Here is a 22379-nt window from a genome sequence, read left to right on the forward strand (position 1 = left end):
CATTTGTTTAAGGATAGATATGGCTGGCAATAGTATTGGACAGGTTTTCACCGTAACGACGTGCGGTGAGTCGCATGGTGCAGGCCTGATGGCTATCGTCGATGGCGTGCCACCAGGTTTAGAATTATGTGAAGCAGATTTGCAGGTAGATTTGGATCGCCGTAAACCTGGGACGTCTAAATACTCGACCCAGCGCCGTGAATCTGATGAAGTTGAAATTATCTCCGGCGTCTTTGAAGGTAAAACGACGGGCACATCTATTGGGCTTTTGATTCGTAACACCAATCAAAAATCAAAAGATTATAGTGAGATAAAAGATACTTTTCGCCCCGGTCATGCCGATTATACCTATAGTATGAAATACGGCTTTCGCGATTATCGCGGCGGCGGGCGTTCATCTGCGCGTGAAACGGCTATGCGTGTGGCGGCAGGTGCTATCGCTAAGAAATACTTGTATCAGCGCTTAGGCGTGCAAGTGCGCGGGCATGTTACCCAAATTGGCTCGGAATACAGTCAAGTGCTAGACCCTAGTCGAATCGACTGGGATTTCGTCAATAGCAATCCGTTCTTTTGTGCGGATAAAGACGCGGTCAGCCGCTTTGAAGTCTTGATAGACAGCTTGCGCCGTGAAGGAACGAGCTGCGGAGCACGTTTGGAGATTATCGCCAGTGGTGTGCCTGTCGGACTGGGTGAGCCGGTATTTGACCGCTTAGATGCAGATATTGCCCACGCGATGATGAGTATCAATGCCGTTAAAGGCGTTGAGGTCGGTGATGGTATGGCGGTGGCAGGGCAGTTTGGACATAGCGCTCGTGATGAGATGACCCCCGATGGTTTTACGGCTAATCATGCAGGCGGCATCTTGGGCGGTATCTCGTCAGGACAAGATATCCGTGTCAGTATTGCATTGAAGCCCACCTCTAGTATTACCACGGCTGGCAAGAGTATCAATACAGAGGGGGAAGCGATTGAGATGCTGACTAAAGGTCGTCATGACCCTTGCGTAGGTGTGCGAGCAACACCCATTGCAGAAGCGATGTTAGCGATTGTATTGCTTGATCATTATCTGCGTCATCGTGGTCAAAATGCGGATATTAAGCAACCAGTCCAATCGATTACTTAGATTTTCTGCCATACACTTATTTGCCCTTTGCCGCATCTACTGCTGTTCTATTAGATACGTTAGAGGGTTTTTTTATGCATGCTTAAAACTGTAATGATTCAGGTTATATATTCTAATTTAAATATTCTACGTCTTGCTTAATCAAACAAACAAATCTCGTTTTATTTATCAGTTGAAGGAACTTAAAACATGAGTAACTATTTAGATGCCGTTATTGTTGAACATAATCCCTCACAAAAAAAGATAGACAGAGCCGTGATTTGGCTGCATGGCTTGGGTGCTAGCGGTCATGACTTTGAGCCAGTAGTGCCACAGTTAGGTCTTGCGGATGACATGGCCGTACGTTTTATCTTTCCCCATGCGCCTAATCGACCAGTGACGGTCAATGGCGGTATGGTCATGCCCGCATGGTATGATATATTAGAGATGAGCCTTGAGCGCAAAGTCGATATCGCGCAGATTGAAGAGTCCTCACAGCAAATCCATGACTTGATTGCTCGTGAAATCGAGCGCGGTGTTAAACCTGAACATATTGTCATTGCTGGATTTTCGCAGGGCGGGGCAGTCGCGTATCATGTGGCGCTCGGCTATCCACAGCGCTTAGCAGGATTGATGGCACTGTCTACGTATCTTGCGACCAATGACAATATTGACTATAGTGAGGCTAATAAAGACATGCCGATATTGATAGAGCATGGTACGCACGACCCTGTTGTTCCTGTGGTTTTAGGTGAGCAGGCACAGGAGTTGTTATCAGCGAAAGGCTACAGTGTCGTTTATCATACCTATCCGATGGCGCATCAAGTTTGCATGCCGCAGATTCAAAATATCGGTAAATGGATGAATAAAGTTTTGGCTTAGCACCTTAAGCTGTAACTTAATGTAATACGGACTGCTTATAGGTTGAAAGTCTATGGCTAAGTCCTATATAATAGTCAGTCTTCTTGGGGATGTTCTGGCTTCGACGCTGGTGATGAAACTCAATGATGCATGTCGAGAGTGTATGTCCTCTCGTTAATCAAACATATATTGTTATAGTCGCAAACGACGAAACTTACGCTCTAGCAGCTTAAACCCTGCTTACTTGGTTGCTGATCACCTACAGTTGGTCAACTAAGTTGAAGCGTCCGCATGTAGGCTCGCCACAAGTGATTGTCTCAATCGCTTGGGTTCAAAAGTAGAGAATCGTCCAATCCATCCTGACTGTCGGATCGGTGCGGATTAAAACTAAAGACAGAAACTAAACATGTAGATTCATGAGCGTAATGCTGGCGGACGCGGGTTCAACTCCCGCCATCTCCACCAAACATTGATAAAGGGCTGACCGTCATAGACCGTTAGCCCTTTATTTTGGGCGTTTTTCAGGTATTGGGAGTTATGTAGGGGTATAGCGTCCTATATAGAATGTTGGTATTATTGTTGGTATTAGAGTTTATACACATGCTCAATACCAACAAAGGATAGTCCAATGCCCTTAACTCATACTGTCATCAATAAGCTACAGCCAAGCGATAAGGCTATCGAGAGCAAACAACGAGGAGACCATCCCAGATTCTGTGTAACTGCCATTTAGATTAAATGCTTACTGATACGGTCATCAAACATAATCATAAAGCGATTAAGAGCAGACGTCCAGTTACGGATTGGCATCGACCACTTTTTGGATGCCTGCTGGGTGGCTAAGTACACCACTTTGAATGCTGCCTGATCAGACGGGAACACCTTACGCTTATTCACCGCTGTCCGAATCACACTGTTTAGCGACTCTATCGCATTGGTGGTATAGATGGCTTTTCTGATATCTTTCGGATACTCAAAGAACACCGTTAAGCCCTCCCAGTTATTACGCCAAGACTTGATGACATGCGGATACTCCTTGCCCCAAGTCTCATCAAAGTGTTCAAGATTGGCCTCTGCTATCTCAAGCGTATCAGCGCCGTAGATGGCTTTTAAATCAGCCGCTATTGCCTTCTTATCTGTCCAAGGTACAAACTTCATCGAATAGCGCACCATATGCACGATACACAGCTGAACCTTGGCTTTGGGATAAACGGTATTGATGGCATCAGGGAAGCCCTTTAGACCATCGACACAGGCAATGAGTATATCTTGTACCCCGCGGTTTTGTAATTCAGTGAGAACACCCATCCAGAACTTAGCGCCCTCATTCTCTGAGAGCCACATACCAAGCAGCTCTTTTTTACCATCAAGTCCCACGCCTAGCGCCAGATAGATCGCCTTGTTGATGATCTGCTTGTCTTGGCGTACCTTAACGACGATGCAGTCCAAATAGACGATAGGATAAACACTGCTCAGCGGCCTGTTCTGCCAAGCGGTGATGTCCTCTAATATATTATCGGTGACTCTTGAGATAAGAGAGCTTGAGATGTCGACATCGTAGAGCTCTTTAATGCTCTCTACAATCTCGGTGGTGGTTTGACCCTTGGCGTAAAGGAATATGATTTTATCATCGAGACCTGAGATACGGGTTTGATGCTTACTAACGAGTACAGGCTCAAAGCTGCCACCGCGGTCTCTTGGGGTGGATATCTCAAGATCGCCTGTGTCACTGTGGACTCTCTTTTTAGTGTGCCCGTTACGCTTATTAGGTTTATCCGCCTTTTCATGTTTGGGGTAGCCGAGATGGTCTTCCATCTCAGCCTCTAAGGCAGTATCGATAAAGGATTGCATGAGCTGCTTTTGGAAGTCTTTGATGTCATCGAAGCTTTTCATGCTACCAGCCATTTGCTCAGCCAGTTTTTTAAGGTCAGATTGAGTAGTCATTGCTTATTCTCCGGTTAGGGGATTATAAGCAGTTACACAGTTTTTGGGAAAGGCTCTAAACGAGGGAATTATTAATTTAATGAAAAAACGACACCATAAGAAAAAGGCTTCCAATTGCTTGGAAGCCTTTTAATGTAATGGTACCCGGAGCCGGACTTGAACCGGCACGCTATTACTAGCGAGGGATTTTAAATCCCTTGTGTCTACCAATTTCACCACCCGGGCAAAACTTGTATTATCTAAAAGTAAGCTTTCTACTTGTTAGATAGTGGTCGCTATTATAAGCATTTATGTTAATAAAGCAAGCTAAAATTAACGTAATATTTATAATATTTTTAACCTAAATAATTGGAGGCTGAGGTCGGAATCGAACCGGCGTTAACGGAGTTGCAGTCCGCTGCATGACCACTCTGCCACCCAGCCAATCAAGGATGCCTATATTAGCAAAAATAATTTAAATTACAAGTCATTTTTTAATTAAATGCCACTTATCTGCTCAGTTGTGGTTATTTGCCCATAAATTAACGCTTATTCGAAGTATTGTTAGACTAAATGAAGCCATCACTAAGCCTTTGCTACATGATGGCTTTATAAAATACATCGTCTAATACCGTGTGCTAAACGATATCTTTATTATTATATTGCGCTTTTTTGATATCGCGATAGGTTGCGGTACAAATTAATATCAGTACACCCAGCGTAATCGCTGGCCAAATGAGGATATATAATCCATAGATAAAGACGTTGTCCATGATAGCTCCTTATATTTAGTGTTTGTTGCTGTTGCTGTTGCTGTTGCTGTTGCTGTTGCTGTTGCTGTTGCTGTTGATTTTTACTTTGCTTTGCTGGCTTCTAATAATGGCTAGCCAGTTAATGACCGACCATTACTTGATAATATTAATCTTATTTAAGATTTTGCTAGCGGTTGTACTGGCGGCTTTTTATCATAGTCGCCAACCCGCTGTTTAATGAGGTCAAAGTCAAAATGCTCGTCACCCATTAGGCTGATAATCACACAGACGATGGTACTTGCGCCGTAAGCGGTCAGTGAGGCGAGTAAGACCATGTACTGGCGTAGGAAGCCAGTGGCGAAGATTAACATCAGCACCAGCGTGATAGCGGCTGCTGCCATGCCGATTTTACGACCTAGAAAGCCAAAGACCATAAGGCCAATAACCACTGCGGCACCGACACTGGCCAATATCTCAAAGAATAAGGTGGTGAAGCCGGTAATTGGTATCAGCTCAAAGCGCGCAACGCAGAATAATAACAGCCCAACGATGACCGCTGAGGTAAAGGCGACATTGGTGACGCGATTCCAGAACACACTGGCAATCACTGGGAAAACGATCGCACCCCATAACGCCCCAACGAAGACCAACATTACCAATATATCAAGCTTAAAGCTGGCAGAAATCAATCCCGCTGCCGTGGCGACAATCATGGTTCCGCGACCGACAAGCATCATAGTTTTTGGTTTAACGCGCCCCTTGGCAAGGTTTTTGCCATAGACATCCGCCATCATAATCGTTGATAACGCTGATAAGTCTGAGTCAGCGGTTGAGGACAGCGAACCTATCACTAAAATAAAGAATAATGCGTTAAAGACCGGATGCAAATAAGTACTGACCATTTGCGGAATTAAGTTATTCATATTGCCATCAAGTGGCTCGATACCTATGGTTAATGCCATGAGTCCAATCATACCAAGCCCAATGACGATAACGGCATAACCGACCGTGGCAGTGATAAAGGTCGCTTTAATTTTAGTTTTATCAATAGCAAATAGGCGCTGGGTAATGGTTTGATTGCCGATGGCATAAGCCAATACGGCGACAAAATATGGCGCACCTTGCTGAAAGAACGCTTCAGAGGAAAAGAAGTCTTGCTGCTCAAAGGTTAAATTCGACAGTCCGCTGACCATGACCGACGGACCACCCATGGAAAATAGTACCGCTGGGATAATGATGACACCAATGGCCATCAAGGCGACCAGTTGCGCAAAGTCGGTAAAGACGGAGGCTCGGAATCCTGAGGTTAACGTATAGCTGAGCACCCCAACGCCTGCGATGATGACGCCCGTCTGAAACGATAAGGGTGACAGTACGGATACCAAAGCACCAGCAGCGGTGAAGTTGACCATCAAGCTAATTAAGCTCCCCATAATATTGGATATGGCTAAAATTAATTGGCTTGATGAGCCGTGGCGGGCGTGGATGAGTTCACCTAAGGTATGGCCATTTGGGCAAGTTCACGAAAGCGCATACCAAAAGGGTAGATGAACAAAATCATCAAAGCACCCCAAAAACCGTAATGTATCGGTCCTGAGACGCCGTATTTATAACCGGAAGTAGCGGCTGCATAAAACGATGCCGCCCAAATCTATGTGGCGGTCATACTGGCTGCGCCCATGCCGAAGCCAACACTGTGACCGGCGACCATAAATCCTGAAGTTGTCTCCTTGTCTTTTTTGATTAATAAAGACAGTAAATACGTGCCACCATAAAATGCTAGCAATAATAAAAGAATGGTTAACGATGAAAATTGGAACAATGACTCAGTTTTCAAATTCATACCTCGCAATTGTTTTAATAGAATAATAGTTCGCTTTAAAGTAAAACTTACAAACTGGCGAAAATATAAAAACGCGCGTTCAGCCTATTTGCCACGCGCATACAATTTTGCCCGTGCGTACAATTAGCAACGAGCAATACGCAATAAAATAAATGGTTATAAAAACCAAATGCTAAGGTCAGAGGGTGTATTAATTTTTCATTGGCCACAGGCTATTAAAATATTTAATAAAAAATATCGACGATAAGCTTGTATGAAAAATAACAGCGGCAACTCTCAATTAGCGTCTGCTAATGGATAAACCATTACGCGGTCAAATACGGCATCGTCGATAGTAGCGATACGCTACACGAGGCTTACATAGTAAGCGACCATAGCGAAATTACGGATAAGCACTAAGCCAGAACTGTATGGCTTGTGCTAAATGTAGACAGCTTATATCAGCTGTGATAAGCAATAAGTAGAGTAGCGTTTTACTCATTTATTGCGTGTGAGCTATCATCCGTTATCGTGATGATAAGTAAAATCTTATTGGGATTGTGGTGCTCATTTACTTATCATTGATAAATAAAAATACAGCTATGTTAAATATTCGTAACATATTTGTGTGGTAAGGGTAACCTATTCTGTCTCTAACCTCAAATTTTCCCTCAAACTTCTGAGTCAAGGATGGTTAAGGCAAACTAATAGATTTATAATAATAACTGTAATCAGGGTTAGAGCAAGATGGAGTTAAAAAAGCTTAATCGAATGGATAAGTGAAAACTTGCACAGGAAGGGTGATGGGAGTGGATAGTAGCGGAGTAATATCTGGCATGTTTAGTTATAGAGATATAACAGCAGAATCCGCTCTAGACTGGTGTTTTAAGCGTTTGGACAGTTGGTGTGGTGTTGGTATAGTAAGTAACTCGGTCATCGCGTAAAAATCCTGCCAGCCCCAAGCCATAGCGCTCAGCAACCCGTACCGCAGTGCTGGTCGGTGCAGACATGCCGACAAGCCAAGGTAGGCGACTACGAATGGCTTTTTGCACCAACTCAATAGACAGCCGTGAGGTCATCACCACGCATGTCAGCTCTGCTTTGTGGCGTAATTGCCAACCGATAAGTTTATCGAGGGCATTATGGCGTCCGATGTCCTCGAATAGATATAAGTCAGCGCCTTGCATGGTGGCAGCGGCATGTACCGCACCGGTTAATTGATGCGTGTGTTGGGCGGCGTTAATATTTTGTCGTACTTGCAATAGGTAATTTAGAGTAGGGGTAGTTGATGCTGATAGTTTTTCGCCTGATTCTAAGTTTGGCGCTGAATAACTGCTTAAATCAGGAAGTGCTTGCGTAAGTCCTGTAATACCACACATTCCGCAGCCTGTACGTCCTGCTAGCTGCCGCTTTTGCGCTTGAATACGCTGATGACAGCGCTGATTTAATACCAGTTCTACTACATACACATCATAGTCTTGCAGCTGCGCTGAAAACTGCTCAAAAGTAGTCGTTGCAGTAGCCGAATCATCCGTTAAGTCATTGCTGAATCTCTGATAACTTGCGATATCGGTCAGTTGCGTTATTTCCCAATCTAATAATTCATGACTATGATGAATCAGCCCTTCACTGTATAAAAAGCCAATGGCAAGATATTCAAGCTGATAGGGGCTTGCCATCAATATCGCATAATGGATACCATTAATGACAATTGCAACGGCGGCCTCTACTGCTAGCATTGCTGATTTATCATCAATCTCTATTTCTTTGGCTGCATAAGTAGAGTTTTTAGTAGATAAATAACGATGTTTTTGTGCCAAATGCAGCCGCGATAGTGGCACTGTCTGGGTCTCTATTGACGCCTCAGCAGCATCTGTTGCCAAAGTATCTACTGTCGCTAAGTTATTTTTATTGACCATTATTTTAACCATTATCGTAGGACATTAAGCGCTATTAAGCGGTAGCTGCCAAACTGCCTTCGTTAACGCGCTGTAAAACAACAGTAACTGACTTATAAGCAGGTGTCCTCGAGTCAGGCGCATGACTGTCCAAGTCAATAAGGTCGTTACATTCAGGATAATAGGTCGCCACCGCGTTGGCAGCGATGTCCATCTCAGTAAGTATCAAAGGACCCAAGGTACGCCGCTCATCCTTGCTGTCTTGCCGCAATACCATGACGCTATCGCCTTTTTGCCAGCCTAAACGCTTGATTTCATCGGGATGCATAAATAACACATCGCGGCGGTTGGTTTGGCGATAGCGGTCTTTAAACCCGAAAATCATGGTATTAAATTGATCATGACTACGGACGCTAGTCAATTGCCATACTTTTTGCTCAGTACTTTTTTCGATATTTTTATCTTTAGAATTTTCGCTCCTGCCATTGCTATGATAGTCCGCGCTAGTTTGTGCCATTTGCGCGGCGACATAAGTAATCGGATATTGCGGTACTTCAAATTGGGCTTTACCACTATCGGTATTCCAAACGCGATGACGTGCTGGGTGGTATAAATGAAAACCGCGCTCGCTTTCACGGATACGCTCATTAAAGTTCTCAAAGCCGTCAATAGCACGGGCAATATAATTACGGATGATATCGAAGTCGCTACCCATGGTCTGCCATGGAATTGACGAATCAGACCCAAGCACATAGGTTGCCATATCAGCCACAATTTGCGCTTCAGACTTTAAATCATCACTGATTGGTTTTAGACGTCCTTGTGTGGGCACAATCTGGCACATAGAATCTTCAATCGTCGCAAACTGCTCGCCTTTAGCCGTTATCACGCGTTCGGTGCGCCCTATACAAGGCAAGATTAAGTTGTTTGTACCCGGATATAGCATGGTTTCATTGAGCTTGGTAGCGACAAAAACATTAAGCTGAGTAGTGGTTAAGGCGGTTTGAATCGCACTCTTATCGGGTGCGGCAACGGCATAATTACCGCCCATACTGATAAAGGCTTTAAGTTTACCTTGCATCAATGCTTTAGCTCCAGCAATGACATCAAGCCCGTCTTCTTGCGGCATAGGGCGCTGAAACACGCGCTCAAGGCTATCAAGTAGGCTTTGTTTAGGGCGCTCATGGATACCCATGGTGCGATCGCCTTGCACATTGGAGTGACCACGAACGGGCGAGGCGCCTGCACCATCGATACCAATCATGCCCATCAGCAGCAGCAAATTGGTAATCATGGCGACATTATCTTCGCCCTGTACGTGTTGGGTAATACCCATGCCCCACGTACAGATAGTGGCAGGACTGTCTGCCACGAGCTTGGCAAGGTTGATGATGTCTGCTTGCGTAATACCAGAGCCAAGCTCGATATCTGTCCAAGATTGGGCGATCAGCCATTGTTTTAAATCATCAAATCCTGAAGTATGAGTGCTAATAAACTCACTATCAATCTTATCGTTTTCTACCAGCCATTTAGCCAAACCAGCCAATAAAGCGACATCACCACCGATTTGAATTTGAATGACCTCATCGACCATCTCATCGCTTTGTCCTGCAGCCATATGGGTTGGTTTTTGTGGATTCCTAAACTTGCTTAAACCCTGCTCACGCATCGGGTTAATAGAGATAATACGGCAGCCTTGTTTATGAGCGTGCGCTAGCATCTCAAGCATACGTGGATGATTGGTGGCAGGATTTTGCCCAAACAGCATAATCAACTTTGCTTGCTCAAAATCTTCCAAAACTACGGTGGCTTTACCGACGCCTAATTGTTTGCCGAGCATCACTGATGTTGGCTCGTGACACATATTGGAGCAATCTGGCAAATTATTGGTGCCAAAACAGCGTACAAACAGCTGAAACATAAAAGCTGGCTCGTTGGTCACGCGTCCTGAAGTATAAAATAAGGCTTCATCTGGTGAATCAAGATTTTTTAAGACATCAGCGATACGCTCATAAGCTGCTTGCCAAGAAATAGCGACGTAACGATCTTGCGCTGCATCATAATATAACGGCTCTGATAAGCGTCCGCTATGCTCAAGCTCATAGCCTGACCAACTTTGCAGTTCGGTTACGCTATGTCTGGCAAAGAACGCCGCATCTGCACGTTGGTTCATGTTTCACTGGCAATGACTTTGATACCGTTTTCACAGACATCGATAACTTTATGGGTCTTATGGTCAGGCCACGCACAGCCCGGACAGTCGAAGCCGCCCTTAGGCTGATTGCTATGTAAGACGCTGACACTACCGCGCATAAACGCCTTGTAATCCATCAGCTTACGAGTCGATGAGATCAGCGCTGGCCAACCAGCAGCAGGATGGGTATAAACAGGGATTTTGCGCATGACAGACCTCATAAGCGAATGGCGATAAGTAAGGGCTACTATAATAAAAGTGATTATGTTAAGTGCTACTACATTAAGTGCTACTATATAATGGCTGATAAGAAATATTGACTTTCATTACTTATAGATAACAAAAAACCTCAAAGCAAATGATGCGTTTGAGGTTTTTTTATTTTATAAATCAGCATGACTGATATGTTGTCAGGCTAGCGCATTTAATAACGGGCATCTTTAGGTTTGTTGCCATTTGGCCAGTCATTTACTTTACCAGCAAAGTCGGGACGCGGTTGATGGGTGAAAAATTCAGCGACATCGATAGCATCTTGGTCACTCAGCACGTTACCATGACCCCATAAGCCTTTGGTCTGAATGCCCATTGGCATATTGTACTTAACAAAAGCCGCGGCTTTATAAGTACGCGCCAACCCAGCGCCAATGTTAAAGGATTCATCGCCCCATAATGGCGGGAAGACAATATCGCCGCGACTGTCTTTCATGCCTTCGCCGTTATCACCATGACAGGTGGCGCATTGTACTTGGTAGATTTTTTCACCGCGTACAGGATTGCCAACCAAAGATTCATCCACTTTACCAGCGTTTTGGATATCGACCTTTTGTTCTTTCGGCGTATTTTGGGACAGCCATTTCATATAGGCCAACATCGCTAGCATTTCAGGTGATTCAGGTTTTAAAGGTTTGCCATTCATCGAGCGCTGAAAACAGCCATTAATGCGCTTGGTTAAATCAACTTCTTTACCAGCACGTGGCATTACGCGCGGGTAGAAATTATAACTGTTGATGTAGGGGTCGCCAAGCGGGATTTTACCTTGCGAGATATGGCAACTATTACAGTTCATTTGCGCGCCAACGTGCTCGGGCAATAAACGCTTGGTTTCGTTTAATAAGCGTTTGCCATAAAAAATCTCATCAGCGTTTGGCTCATCCAAGATAGAGGTATCTTGCGGCAGCACATAGGTACCGACATCTTCGTTGGCATCATCAGCAGTAACTAAGCCATATTTAGGGGCATTTTGCTCGATAGGCTCTGGCTGTGAGCAACCGCTACTGATAGCGGCGATACTAACCACTGAGGCAGTCAGAACAGCGGTGGTCAGTTTGCTCATTTTCATTTTCTGAGAGATAACGCTAACAATAGCAGGCAGGTTGTGTGGAGAGTTTTTCATTATTTTGCTCCTTTTGTTTGCGCATCAATACTTAAGTCTGGGGCGATATCGGTACTGGTTTTTGGTTTTTTGGCGAGGAAAGCGCGCATTTTTACCACATCATCGACACCGATTTCAGGCGCTTGGTTGGTCCAGCTATTACGTACATAGTTGACCACTTCTGCCACATCGGCATCACTTAGGTTAGTGAATTCAGGCATGGTAAAGGCCATGCGGTCGTGCGGAGTTTCTGGCATGCGACCACCGCTCAAGGTGATTTGTAGTACCGAGTCGGCATTTTTCGCATATACCGCACTATTGCCATCAAGGGCTGGGAAGATACGCGCCACGCCTTTACCATCGGCACGGTGACAAACTTGGCAATACTCGGCGTACAAGATTGAACCGCGCGAATCATAGTTGCCATCAAGCAGTTTTTGCGTGGTAATGTCTTTTTTCGCCGGCAAGGTTTTTTCTTTATTTGGCGCGGGCGTTAAAGTCTTTAGATAAGATGACATGGCGTTGATATCATAGTCTGTCATATATTGCGTGCTGTGCTCGACCACTTCGGCCATGGCGCCAAAGGCAGCCGTGGTATCAGTGCGACCGGTTTTAAAGAAGTCATTCAGTTCTGCGACCGTCCACGTACCCAAACCGCGATGTTCACCGCGAATACTTTTGGCGCGCCAGCCATCGATAACCGCACCGCTCAAATATTCTTCTGAGTCGGCATTATTTAAGGCGATTTCTTGGAAGCCAATACCGCGGCCAGTATGGCAAGAGCCGCAGTGTCCAGGACCTTCAACTAAGTATTGTCCACGAGCCAACACTGCATCATCACTTTCAGCGACAAACTCACGTTTTGGGTCAAACATTGCTTGCCAGTATGCTAAGGGCCAACGCCAGTTTGCCACCGGTGGTAACTCACTTTTTAAGTTGGCTTGCTTGACGGGTTTGACGTCTGACATAAAAAAGGCGTACATCGCGGCCAAATCTTCATCTGGCATAAGCTGATAAGAAGGATAGGGCATCGCAGGGTAAAGGGCTTTATTATCACGACGCACGCCATGCTTGACGGCATTCTTAAAGTCAGTAAAGGTATACTGACCAATACCGGTTTCTTTATCAGGGGTAATGTTGGTTGAATAAATGGCACCCAGTGGTGTCAGCATAGGCAGGCCGCCTGCATAAGTCTCGCCATCTAACGTGGTATGACAAGCAACACAGTCAGCGGTACGCGCGACGTATTCCCCTTGTTTAATAAGTGCAGGGTCGGTGATATTGACCTCGATGTCACTGCTACTCGTGCGCATATTAGGCAGTATTTGCCCAATGATAAACGCTAAAATCAGCCCGACAATGGCTGCCATAATAATGATTAATGGCCACTTTTTCATAAGCCTGCCCTCCATAAAAATAGGCTATAAAAATATTACTGCGCTTACTGTCGCTATCTATGTTGTAAGGCTTATTGGTAATGCCTGATTTTTATATTCGATAGCAATCATTAAGCTCAGCCAATTAAAAGATACAATTTTGCTATGTAGTATAGAATATGGCGTAATATGCTGATATTGTGGAAAACCACATTAATCATATGGTTTTAATAAATTTTACAAACTTGGACGTCTTAAGTCGCAAATAATGCCTATAAATACCATTGATTTTTTATCGAAAATTGCGCTTAGAACCATAACCTTTAGGGCGTTGAAAGTGTGGAAAGCTCTGATGGCATTAAATGCTTGCTTGGTTATGTCGATGGCAAACGCCCAGACGTATTATTTAGGCGTGCTGGCGCCGCAAGGCGAAACAGTTGCGCAAGAACGCTGGCAACCTTGGCTCAATCAGCTTAACGAGCAGCTACAAGAGGACACAGTAGTCTTAGTGCCGCTAGCATTAGAGAATTGGCAGCAGGAAATTGAGGCGCAGCAATTTGCCTTAGTGCTTGGTCCACAAGTACAGCTGATTAAAATGAATACCACCCATTGGCGCTGGCTTGCGACCTTGCAAGCCGATACGGCGCCAGCTAAATTGACTGCGCCTGCTGATATCAATGGTAAAAACTTTAATGAAAAAGGTTTTAACACCAAAACCGCTGATAAGCAGTTTTCCGCAACGGTTAGCTTAGCCAATGAATTTAATAAGCTCAGTCAGGGTGGTCCGTTAAAAGAACCTAGCGCCATGGAAGAAGTCGCCAGTGCACTTTGGGTAAAGGCGGACAGCGGCATTTATCAGCTGCAAGATTTGCAGCAGCGTAAAATTGCTGCCGTCGATGCCGAGGCTTTTGGTGGTTATCTATTGGTCGCGCATTTATTACAACAAAACGGTGTGCCGTCCAACCGTTATCAGACCCAGTTCGTCGGTTATCCTATTGAACGCACGTTAAATGCACTAGCGAATGGCAGCGTAGACGCAGCAATAGCGCCACTTTGCTTGATGGAAGAGATGGCACGACAAGGGAAAGTTAGCGAGAAACAATACCGCCTTATTCACCCTGTTACGACCACTTCTAGCTGTCAATCTTCAACGCCTATATATCCAAATTGGACATTGGCGGCGACCGAGCAAGCGCCAAATGCTTTGGTGCGACAGATTAATCAAAATCTATTTGGTACAAGTCAATCAGAGCAAGCGTTGTTAGGAATAGGACAGCGCTGGCTACCACCCGAATCGAGTAGTAATGCTGAGCGTATCCTCTATGATATGAACCGTCATCCCGCTCAAAAGCAGCTGGGCGCGCATATGGTTGAATGGGTAAAGGCGCATCGATTGTGGATGGCGATTATTGTTTTAATTATTTTGATATCAACAGTAAATTATGCGTGGATGAGTTGGCTGGCATGGCGACGGCGGCAAAAAATAACCCTGCAAAATCGATTGATTCGTGATTATGACCAGCAGCTACGTCAATCAGAACGCTTCGCTGTCATCGGTGAGATGAGTGGATCAATCGCCCATGAAATCAATCAGCCGCTGGCGACCATTCAAAATTATGCCCAAGGATTACTGATTCGCAGTCAAAACAGTCAAAGCAGTCAAAGCAGTCAAGAATGGACAGGGTTGGATAAAAACTCAGTAAATAGTTTGACTGCGGTAGAAAAGTCGCTAACTGATAAACAAGCAACAGACAAACAAGTGGCAGATAATAAACAAGCAACAGAAATTGCATTGCAGCAAATTGTCAATGAAACCGAACGGGTTGCGGCTGTTATCAGTAATATTCGGCGCTGGGCAGGGCGCTCACAGCCGGATGAAGTGAGGGTGGATATCGCCACTACCTATGAGCAGTGTATATTGCTCATAGGTGAAAAGGCGTCAGCCATGAGTTTTTGGCTAACGAGCGACTATCCATCGTTGCAGTTGCCAAATCTAGTTCTTGACCAGTTATTGATGAACAGTATGGTCAATGCTGAGCAGCAAGGGGCGACACAGATAATGTTACGTTGTCAGGCAGAAGATTATAATGGCAAATCCTATATAGTATTGCATATAACCGATGATGCAGGCGGTTTTGATGAGGCGCAGTTGCTTGACCATAAACCGTTAGCTGGTAATAAGCAGCTAGTCGAGAGTAAATCGCAGCAGCGTCTACCCAATCATTACGCCACTAAATCAACCAAAGCCAATGGTTTAGGCTTGGGTTTGATGATATGTCAGCGCTTGTGCAAATCACTCGACGGTATGATGCAGCTTAGCAATATCGAAGTGCAGCAGGAGCTTAATTGCATACAAGCGTTAGACGGTTATCAGCAACGCTTTAAGCGTAACTTAAATGGTAAAGTGCGCTTGATGAACACTGAAAATACTTACACGCCAGCAAATAAGATTGGTGCGCAAGTATCTTTTTATCTGCCGCTGCATTTGGCTGATAATACTGAGAAATAAAGCAATCAAAAGAGAAAGTAAGCATAAGAGAGTTATAAACAACCAAGCGCTTATAAACTTTGTAAATTAACTTAATCATAAGGTTGCGTATGAATGCTCAGCATCATCTCAATAAGCACTTAAAACACTTAGATTCTCAAACAGCTGGTAATGGTTCAGCTGCTATTATTAGCGAACCTCTGCTGATTCATATCATCGACGATGAAGAAAGTGTGCGTACATCCTGTGATTTTCTGATTAGCAGCTTAGGATTACCGACCCAAGTATGGTCAAGTGCTCTGATATTTTTACAGCAAGTCGATATCTATCGCCGAGCAGTGGTGGTCAGTGATCTAATGATGCCAGAAATGAGCGGTCAGGCACTACAAGCGTATCTTAATAAACATGACAGTCCGATAGGGTTTATTGCGTTAACTGGCAAGGGTGAGATTGCTGATGCAGTCAACATGCTCAAACAAGGAGCCGCTGATTATCTCGAAAAACCGATTAATAGTCACCGTTTACAAGAAGCGCTTGCGCGTGCACAAGCCTTAACAATCAAACGTGCTCAGCTTTATAATATTAAAAAACTCTATGCGCAGCTGACCGAGAAAGAAAAGCAGGTAGCCAATGAGTTACTGCAAGGCAATCTGAATAAAAATATCGCCGATCATTTAGATATATCGGTCCGTACGGTAGAGGTACATCGCTCACAAGTGATGAAAAAAATGCAAGCGCAGCATGTCAGTGAGTTGATTCAAAAATTGGTCATGCTTGATTCTTAATAACTAAAACAGTCATAAAAAAACGCCTGCTATTAAACAGGCGTTTTATTTTTTTAAATTCAAAATATTTTGCTAAATGATTTAGCTTAATATCAAGCTGTCATCTTCGACTTTTTCACCGCGAGTTTGCTCAAACATATCAAGTAAATCATGCACATTCATGCCTTTACGAATATCGCCTGCGACATCGAGTACTACTTGTCCTTGATGGAGCATCACGGTACGCGTGCCATGGGCTAATGCCTGCTGCATCGAGTGAGTGACCATCATCGTGGTAAGCTGATTGTCCGTGACGATTTTGTCCGTTAATTCTAAAACAAAAGCCGCAGTCTTAGGGTCAAGGGCAGCCGTATGCTCATCAAGCAGTAGAATCTTAGATGGTTGCAATGATGCCATCAGCAAGCTAACGGCTTGACGTTGACCACCGGATAACAGGCCCATACGGTCAGTTAAGCGATTTTCTAAACCCAATTTTAATACTGACAGTTTCTCGCGAAATAAGTCACGGTTGTTTTGGTTTAGCGCAAAGCTTAAACCACGTTTGCCACCGCGCTTATAGGCAAGCGCCATATTTTCTTCAATGGTTAGCGCCTCACAAGTTCCCGCCATCGGGTCTTGGAAGACACGAGCGACCCAATGGGCACGTTGATGCGCGGTTTTTTTGGTGACATCGATGCCATTTAACAAGATTGAACCACTATCGACGCGTGTGGTGCCACTGACCGCATTTAAAAAGGTCGATTTACCCGCGCCATTGGTACCGATAACAGTGACAAATTCACCATCAGCGATATTCAGATTGATACCGCGTAGGGCAGGGTTTTCAATGGGCGTTCCAGGATTAAAGGTCAACCGCAAATCTGTAGCTTGCATCATAATAATTATTCCTTATGGTTGCACATTGACATTAAGCCCGAACTTTACGACTTAAAAATTTATTTTTAGCTTTGGGCAATACCAAGGCCAATACCACGAGCAGCGCTGTAATCAAGTTTAAATCCTGCGGACCAAAACCGATACTACGTAGCGTATCGCTCGATAGGGCAACCTGAATAAACAGCTTGTACAATACCGCACCGACGACCACGGCAAAGGTAATCAGCCAAATCCGCTTGGCCGGAATAATAGTCTCACCGATGATGACCGCTGCCAAACCAATGACAATGGTACCGATACCGATCGAGATATCTGCGCCACCTTGCGTCTGCACAAATAGCGCACCCGCTAGAGCAATCAAACCGTTGGAAATCGCCATACCGATGATGGTCATCCACGAGGTGTTGATACCTTGCGCCTGTGCCATACGTAGGTTTGAGCCGGTCGCACGCATCGATAAACCCGTCTCGGTACTATAAAACCAGTTTAAAAATAACATGGCCAGTAGCACGACAACACCAATAATTAAGCAGCGCATCCAGTAACCATTGCCATCATGGACCAAGGTACTAAAGACCGTGGTTTCACCCAATAGTGGCAAGTTTGGCGCACCCATAATCCGTAGATTGACAGAATATAAGGCAACCATCACAAGAATACTGGCAAGCAGCTGCAAAATGCCGAGTTTGACGTGTAGCCATGCGGTGACAATACCGGCAACTGACCCTGCTAGCATACCAAAGGCGCAAGCAAGCCAAGGATTGATACCGGCAATGATAGAAATACCAGCGACGGCGCCACCTAACGGGAAGCTACCGTCAGCGGTCAAATCTGGAAAGTCGAGGGTACGAAATGAGATTAGGACGCCAAGCGCCACTAGGCCATAAATCAGACCACTTTCAAGCGCACCAAAAAAAGCAATTAAAGACATAAGAGATCAGTAAGTCATAACCAAGCGTTTAGCAAATAACATTCTAGTGATTCATAGGATAAGTGAGCGCTATATAGCGGCGCTATTTTATTTATAAATGAATCTATACGTGAATTTTAGCTAAACGACGAAGCGGTGAATTTAACAGATTGGGTTATCTGCAGCTAGGGTAAAACAAGACTCGTCATTATTACGCATAATCATAAATCTTGCTCATTTAAAGCCTTTAAAAAACAAGCCCAGCCTACTGACTGATAGCTGGGTTTTGTCTGCGCTAAATAAATAGCGGTATCGCCCATAGACGATAATTGATAAAAATTACCGTCTATCGGTGCGATACCAGAAGTCGCAGTTATTCTACCACTACTTTTGCTTTATCGATAACGGCTTGTGGCAAAGTAATGCCTTCGGCTTTCGCATTTTTTGGACTGACATATAAATCAAGCGATTGCGGGGTATAAACAGGGATAGCACCGGCTTTTTCACCGTTTAAAATACGCGTAACGATTTTACCAGTTTCGCGGCCCAAATCGTAATAGTTTACCCCTAAAGCCGCAACGGCACCGCGCTCAACAGAGCTGGTATCAGAGGCAATTAGTGGAATCTTACTTTCTTTAGCGATTTGGTACAGTGACTCATACGCTGAAACGACGTTATTATCGGTTGAGGTATAAATTATATCGACTTTACCCTCAAGACTACGAGCAGCCATCGCGATATCGTTACTACGCTGAGCTGGTGCTTCGTGTACGTTGATACCTAGTGGAGTTAGGTTATCTTTCAATGCCTTTAAAACGATGGTTGAGTTAACTTCGCCTGGGCTATAAACATAACCGACGTTTTTTAAGCTTGGGATAATTTGACGCATCAAATCGATTTGCGGTGCATAAGGCAGGGCATCCGAAGCACCGGTAACGTTGGTACCAGAGCCATCAAGTTTGGGCACCAGTTTGGCTGCTACAGGGTCAGTCACTGCTGAGAATACCATAGGAATGGTGCTGGTAGAGGCAGCCACAGACTGAGCCGATGGCGTTGCAATGGCAACGATGACATCTGGTGCATCAGCGACGAATTGCTTAGCAATCTGACCGGCGGTAGCGGTATTGCCTTGGGCGCTTTGGAAGTTGATGGTTAAATTCTCACCTTCTTTAAAGCCAGCGTCATTTAATTCATCGATAACACCTTTACGTACGTCATCGAGTGCTGGATGCTCAACGATGGCGGTAATAGCGACCGTTTTCATGGCAGCTTTGGCATCGCCACCTGTTGCAGCGCCGTCAGTGGTGTTGGCATCTTGTGCTGGTTGGTTACAGCCGGTCAAGATAGCGGTGCAAACACCGCCCCATAATAAAGCTTTTGCAAAACGATTTTGATACAACATGGGTCTGACTCCTGAAAATAATAATGTGTCCGTACATTATATAAAAGATAAATAAAAGGTAGCGCTGACTGCTTGTTAATCACGGTCTTTCTATTCAATGCTCACTGCTGTTTTGCCAGCGATTACTTACTGGTCTTTTGTGCTTCTTTATCGACATTGATGGCGTTTTTAAGTAAGTCTGCTGATAGGCTGGTACCTTGTTCAGCGGCGTGTTTTGGGCTGACATATAGCGTTAAGGTGTTCATCACTTGCGGTGCGATATCTTTGGTAGCTTCACCATTTAATACCCGATAAACCATTTTGCCCGTGGTACGACCAAAATCATAGTCATTAACCCCAAGCGCCGCAGTCGCACCGCGTCTGACGCTAAATTCATCTGAGGCAATGACTGGGATATCAAGCTCATTAGCCGCACTGGCCATGGATTCAAAAGCCGAAACCACGTTGTTGTCCAATGAGGTATAAATGACCTCTACCTTTCCTGCAAGACTACGAGTTGCCATCGCAACATCGGTAGGACGGTTAGCAGTTACGCCCAATATCTTAAGCCCGCGTGCTGGTGCCGCTTTTTCAAGTTGTTTAAGGACCACCACCGAATTGGCTTCGCCTGGGCTATAGACATAACCAATGGTTTTCACATTGGGCACGATTTTTTGAATATTGTCTAACTGCGGCTCGATGGGTAATTTGCTCGACAGACCGGTCACGTTGGTTTGGATAGGTACATCATTTTCGTCAATCAGCTTCGCGGCCACAGGGTCTGAGATGGCGGTATAAATAACGGGAACGGTTTTGGTCGACGCCACGATTGATTGCGCAGATGGTGTTGAGATGGCGACGATAGCATCTGGATTGTCACCAGCGAATTGCTTAGCAATTTGCCCTGCAGTTGCGGTATTACCTTGCGCGCTTTGAAAGTTAACTTTTAGGTTTTGACCTTCTACATAACCATTTTCAGCCAGCTCATCAATAATGCCACGGCGCATCTCATCTAAAGAAGGATGCTCGACAATCTGGGTGATGGCCAAGGTTTTGGCAGGCTTATCGCTAGTTGCGCTGTCATCAGCAGTGGCCGCAGGGTCAGTAGCATTATTAGAGCAGGCGGTTAATCCAAGCGCCGCGCTAATAGCAGCGCCGCACAGGCTAAGGCGTAAAGTAGTGGCAAAGGTCATTTTATTTTGGCTCATAGGTTAAAAGGTGCAGGTTACCCGAGTCAATGTTATGTGCATGCTGAGATAACGGGCTAACATTAAGGTAATCAATCCATTGATCATTACGTCCATATTATGACAGTAATGTAACTTATGGCAATAAGAAAATAAAACGCGTTTGTCATTAGCTTTAGAAAGGAGGATTTAAATCAATTTTTGTTAGATAAATAATTTCGTTATCAGATTCTTTATACATAGTTACCAATGAATTTTGGGCAATAAAAAAGATGCCACGAAAGCATCTTTTTATTTGGTAAGATTACAATCAAAAAGCTTACAAGCTAGCAACGCATCTATTACGAACGCCCTTCATAATTAACATAAGCTAGTTTTTACACGAGAATTATAGTGAGTCCAAAATTCACATTACTATTATGCTGACTTGGTGAATGTACAACCCACTCTAACCCCACTCTCAACTTCGAAAGTGATTGAAAAAAGAAGAGCACCTCACTAATCTATTGTTTTCGACCAAGAATACAACGGAGTCATGAGATGCCCATAGACGAATTTATCATCAATATCTATTTAATGGTAGAGCAATATTACAAAATAGTCGTCACCAAACCCTTGCGAGGTGCAGGTTACGCACCAAAGCTGAGTGATCCTGAGATCATTTGCATGGAGATGGTCGGTGAATTTTTAAACCTTGATCAAGACAAACAGATTTGGCAATACTTTACCCAGCATTGGCAAGCCTGGTTTCCAGCCATCGGCTCATATCCTAACTTCGCAAAGCATTGCGCCAATCTGTGGCAAGTCAAACAGCAGATACAAGATAAAGTCAGTCAACTTGAGGGCCGTGACAACATTCATTTTATGGATGGCTTTCCGATACCCGTCTGTCATTATGGACGCGCTTATCGGCATAAGAATTATCAAGACTTAGCAGCTTTTAGCTACTGTGCCGCTAAGCAAGAGAGGTACTATGGCTTTGAAGGCCATTTGCTTGTTAACTTATCGGGCATGATTAAAGGCTTTACCTTTGCTCCTGCCAATGTTGATGAAAGAGCGGTTGCCCCAGAAATCACCACTCATATTCATGGGCTACTTGGCGCTGATAAAGGGTATATCAGCCCTAGTCTGACATCGTACTACAATGCTCAAGGTGTGGATTTACAAACGCCACTCAGAGCCAACATGAAAGAGGATAGACCCAAACCTGTGGTAAGGCGGCTAATGAAAGCCCGCCGTATCGTTGAAACAGTCATTGGTCAGCTATCAGAACGATTTAATATACAAAGAGTGAGAGCAAGAGATTTATGGCATTTGTCTCATCGATTGATTCGTAAGATTCTGTCGCATAATCTGTGCTTTGTACTCAACAAAAAACTTGGTAATCCGCCTCTTCAGTTTGATTTGCTTATTTCAAGTTGAGAGTGGGGTCACTCTAATATCTACTTAATA

General features: G+C 44.5%; 16 protein-coding genes, 2 tRNA genes, 1 other RNA gene and 1 pseudogene. 6 read left to right on the forward strand and 14 right to left on the reverse strand.

Annotated features, from left to right (window positions below):
• Nucleotides 1-19: 19 nt before the first annotated feature.
• The 3 genes from aroC (at nucleotide 20) to ssrA (ending at nucleotide 2428) form a co-directional block, all read left to right on the forward strand.
• Nucleotides 20-1123, forward strand: coding sequence for a chorismate synthase (gene aroC, locus QJS82_RS03120; protein ID WP_281491191.1), 1104 nt, complete (start codon nucleotides 20-22; stop codon nucleotides 1121-1123).
• Nucleotides 1124-1312: 189 nt separating this feature from the next.
• Entirely contained in the window at nucleotides 1313-1984 is a 672-nt protein-coding gene (locus QJS82_RS03125; RefSeq protein ID WP_201564794.1) for an alpha/beta hydrolase, read from the forward strand.
• Between the two features lie 85 nt (nucleotides 1985-2069).
• Nucleotides 2070-2428, forward strand: a transfer-messenger RNA (tmRNA) gene (gene ssrA / locus QJS82_RS03130).
• 264 nt (nucleotides 2429-2692) lie between these two features.
• Here ssrA and QJS82_RS03135 read toward each other — a convergent pair.
• From QJS82_RS03135 to QJS82_RS03185, 10 genes and pseudogenes are all read right to left on the reverse strand, one after another.
• Nucleotides 2693-3907, reverse strand: coding sequence for an IS256 family transposase (locus tag QJS82_RS03135; RefSeq protein ID WP_281491192.1), 1215 nt, complete (start codon nucleotides 3905-3907; stop codon nucleotides 2693-2695).
• A gap of 138 nt (nucleotides 3908-4045) precedes the next feature.
• Nucleotides 4046-4132 (reverse strand) — tRNA-Leu (locus QJS82_RS03140).
• 124 nt (nucleotides 4133-4256) lie between these two features.
• Nucleotides 4257-4330 (reverse strand) — tRNA-Cys (locus QJS82_RS03145).
• 194 nt (nucleotides 4331-4524) lie between these two features.
• A complete protein-coding gene (locus QJS82_RS03150) occupies nucleotides 4525-4659 on the reverse strand; it encodes a putative transporter small subunit (RefSeq protein ID WP_227670443.1) in 135 nt (44 codons plus the stop codon).
• A 155-nt stretch (nucleotides 4660-4814) separates the two neighbouring features.
• Entirely contained in the window at nucleotides 4815-6125 is a 1311-nt protein-coding gene (locus QJS82_RS03155) for a sodium:solute symporter family transporter (RefSeq protein WP_348651561.1), read from the reverse strand.
• 164 nt (nucleotides 6126-6289) lie between these two features.
• Nucleotides 6290-6481 carry a hypothetical protein gene (locus QJS82_RS03160; protein WP_281491193.1) on the reverse strand — a complete coding sequence of 64 codons (192 nt, stop codon included), beginning with the start codon at nucleotides 6479-6481 and terminating at the stop codon, nucleotides 6290-6292.
• An 851-nt stretch (nucleotides 6482-7332) separates the two neighbouring features.
• On the reverse strand, nucleotides 7333-8379 hold the full coding sequence (fdhD, locus tag QJS82_RS03165) for a formate dehydrogenase accessory sulfurtransferase FdhD (RefSeq protein ID WP_281491194.1): 1047 nt from the start codon (nucleotides 8377-8379) through the stop codon (nucleotides 7333-7335).
• Nucleotides 8380-8413: 34 nt separating this feature from the next.
• A pseudogene (locus QJS82_RS03170) lies at nucleotides 8414-10761 on the reverse strand (FdhF/YdeP family oxidoreductase).
• A gap of 215 nt (nucleotides 10762-10976) precedes the next feature.
• Nucleotides 10977-11945, reverse strand: a complete 969-nt coding sequence (locus QJS82_RS03180; RefSeq protein ID WP_265088601.1) for a c-type cytochrome — start codon at nucleotides 11943-11945, stop codon at nucleotides 10977-10979.
• Nucleotides 11945-13321 (reverse strand): cytochrome c, encoded by a 1377-nt coding sequence (locus QJS82_RS03185; protein ID WP_281491197.1) that lies wholly within the window; start codon nucleotides 13319-13321, stop codon nucleotides 11945-11947. Before QJS82_RS03185 ends, QJS82_RS03180 begins: the two co-directional genes overlap by 1 nt.
• Before the next feature lie 247 nt (nucleotides 13322-13568).
• Here QJS82_RS03185 and QJS82_RS03190 point away from each other — a divergent pair, with 247 nt between their 5' ends.
• Both QJS82_RS03190 and QJS82_RS03195 read left to right on the forward strand, forming a co-directional pair.
• Entirely contained in the window at nucleotides 13569-15809 is a 2241-nt protein-coding gene (locus tag QJS82_RS03190; RefSeq protein ID WP_281491198.1) for a sensor histidine kinase, read from the forward strand.
• A gap of 89 nt (nucleotides 15810-15898) precedes the next feature.
• Entirely contained in the window at nucleotides 15899-16573 is a 675-nt protein-coding gene (locus tag QJS82_RS03195; protein WP_281491199.1) for a response regulator transcription factor, read from the forward strand.
• A gap of 81 nt (nucleotides 16574-16654) precedes the next feature.
• Here the strand turns inward: QJS82_RS03195 and QJS82_RS03200 are convergent, their stop codons facing one another.
• The 4 genes from QJS82_RS03200 to QJS82_RS03215 all read right to left on the reverse strand — a co-directional run bounded on the left by QJS82_RS03200 (nucleotide 16655) and on the right by QJS82_RS03215 (nucleotide 20933).
• A complete protein-coding gene (locus QJS82_RS03200) occupies nucleotides 16655-17449 on the reverse strand; it encodes an ABC transporter ATP-binding protein (protein ID WP_183620875.1) in 795 nt (264 codons plus the stop codon).
• 31 nt (nucleotides 17450-17480) lie between these two features.
• Nucleotides 17481-18380 carry an ABC transporter permease gene (locus QJS82_RS03205; protein WP_183620874.1) on the reverse strand — a complete coding sequence of 300 codons (900 nt, stop codon included), beginning with the start codon at nucleotides 18378-18380 and terminating at the stop codon, nucleotides 17481-17483.
• Nucleotides 18381-18732: 352 nt separating this feature from the next.
• Complete coding sequence (locus QJS82_RS03210; RefSeq protein WP_281491200.1) at nucleotides 18733-19761, reverse strand: ABC transporter substrate-binding protein; 1029 nt, start codon at nucleotides 19759-19761, stop codon at nucleotides 18733-18735.
• 122 nt (nucleotides 19762-19883) lie between these two features.
• Nucleotides 19884-20933, reverse strand: coding sequence for an ABC transporter substrate-binding protein (locus QJS82_RS03215; RefSeq protein ID WP_281491660.1), 1050 nt, complete (start codon nucleotides 20931-20933; stop codon nucleotides 19884-19886).
• 534 nt (nucleotides 20934-21467) lie between these two features.
• Between QJS82_RS03215 and QJS82_RS03220 the strand changes: the two genes are divergently transcribed.
• Complete coding sequence (locus QJS82_RS03220) at nucleotides 21468-22349, forward strand: IS982 family transposase (protein WP_281491201.1); 882 nt, start codon at nucleotides 21468-21470, stop codon at nucleotides 22347-22349.
• Nucleotides 22350-22379: the final 30 nt, after the last annotated feature.

Source organism: Psychrobacter maritimus (assembly GCF_029953575.1).
Taxonomy (GTDB): Bacteria; Pseudomonadota; Gammaproteobacteria; order Pseudomonadales; family Moraxellaceae; genus Psychrobacter; species Psychrobacter maritimus.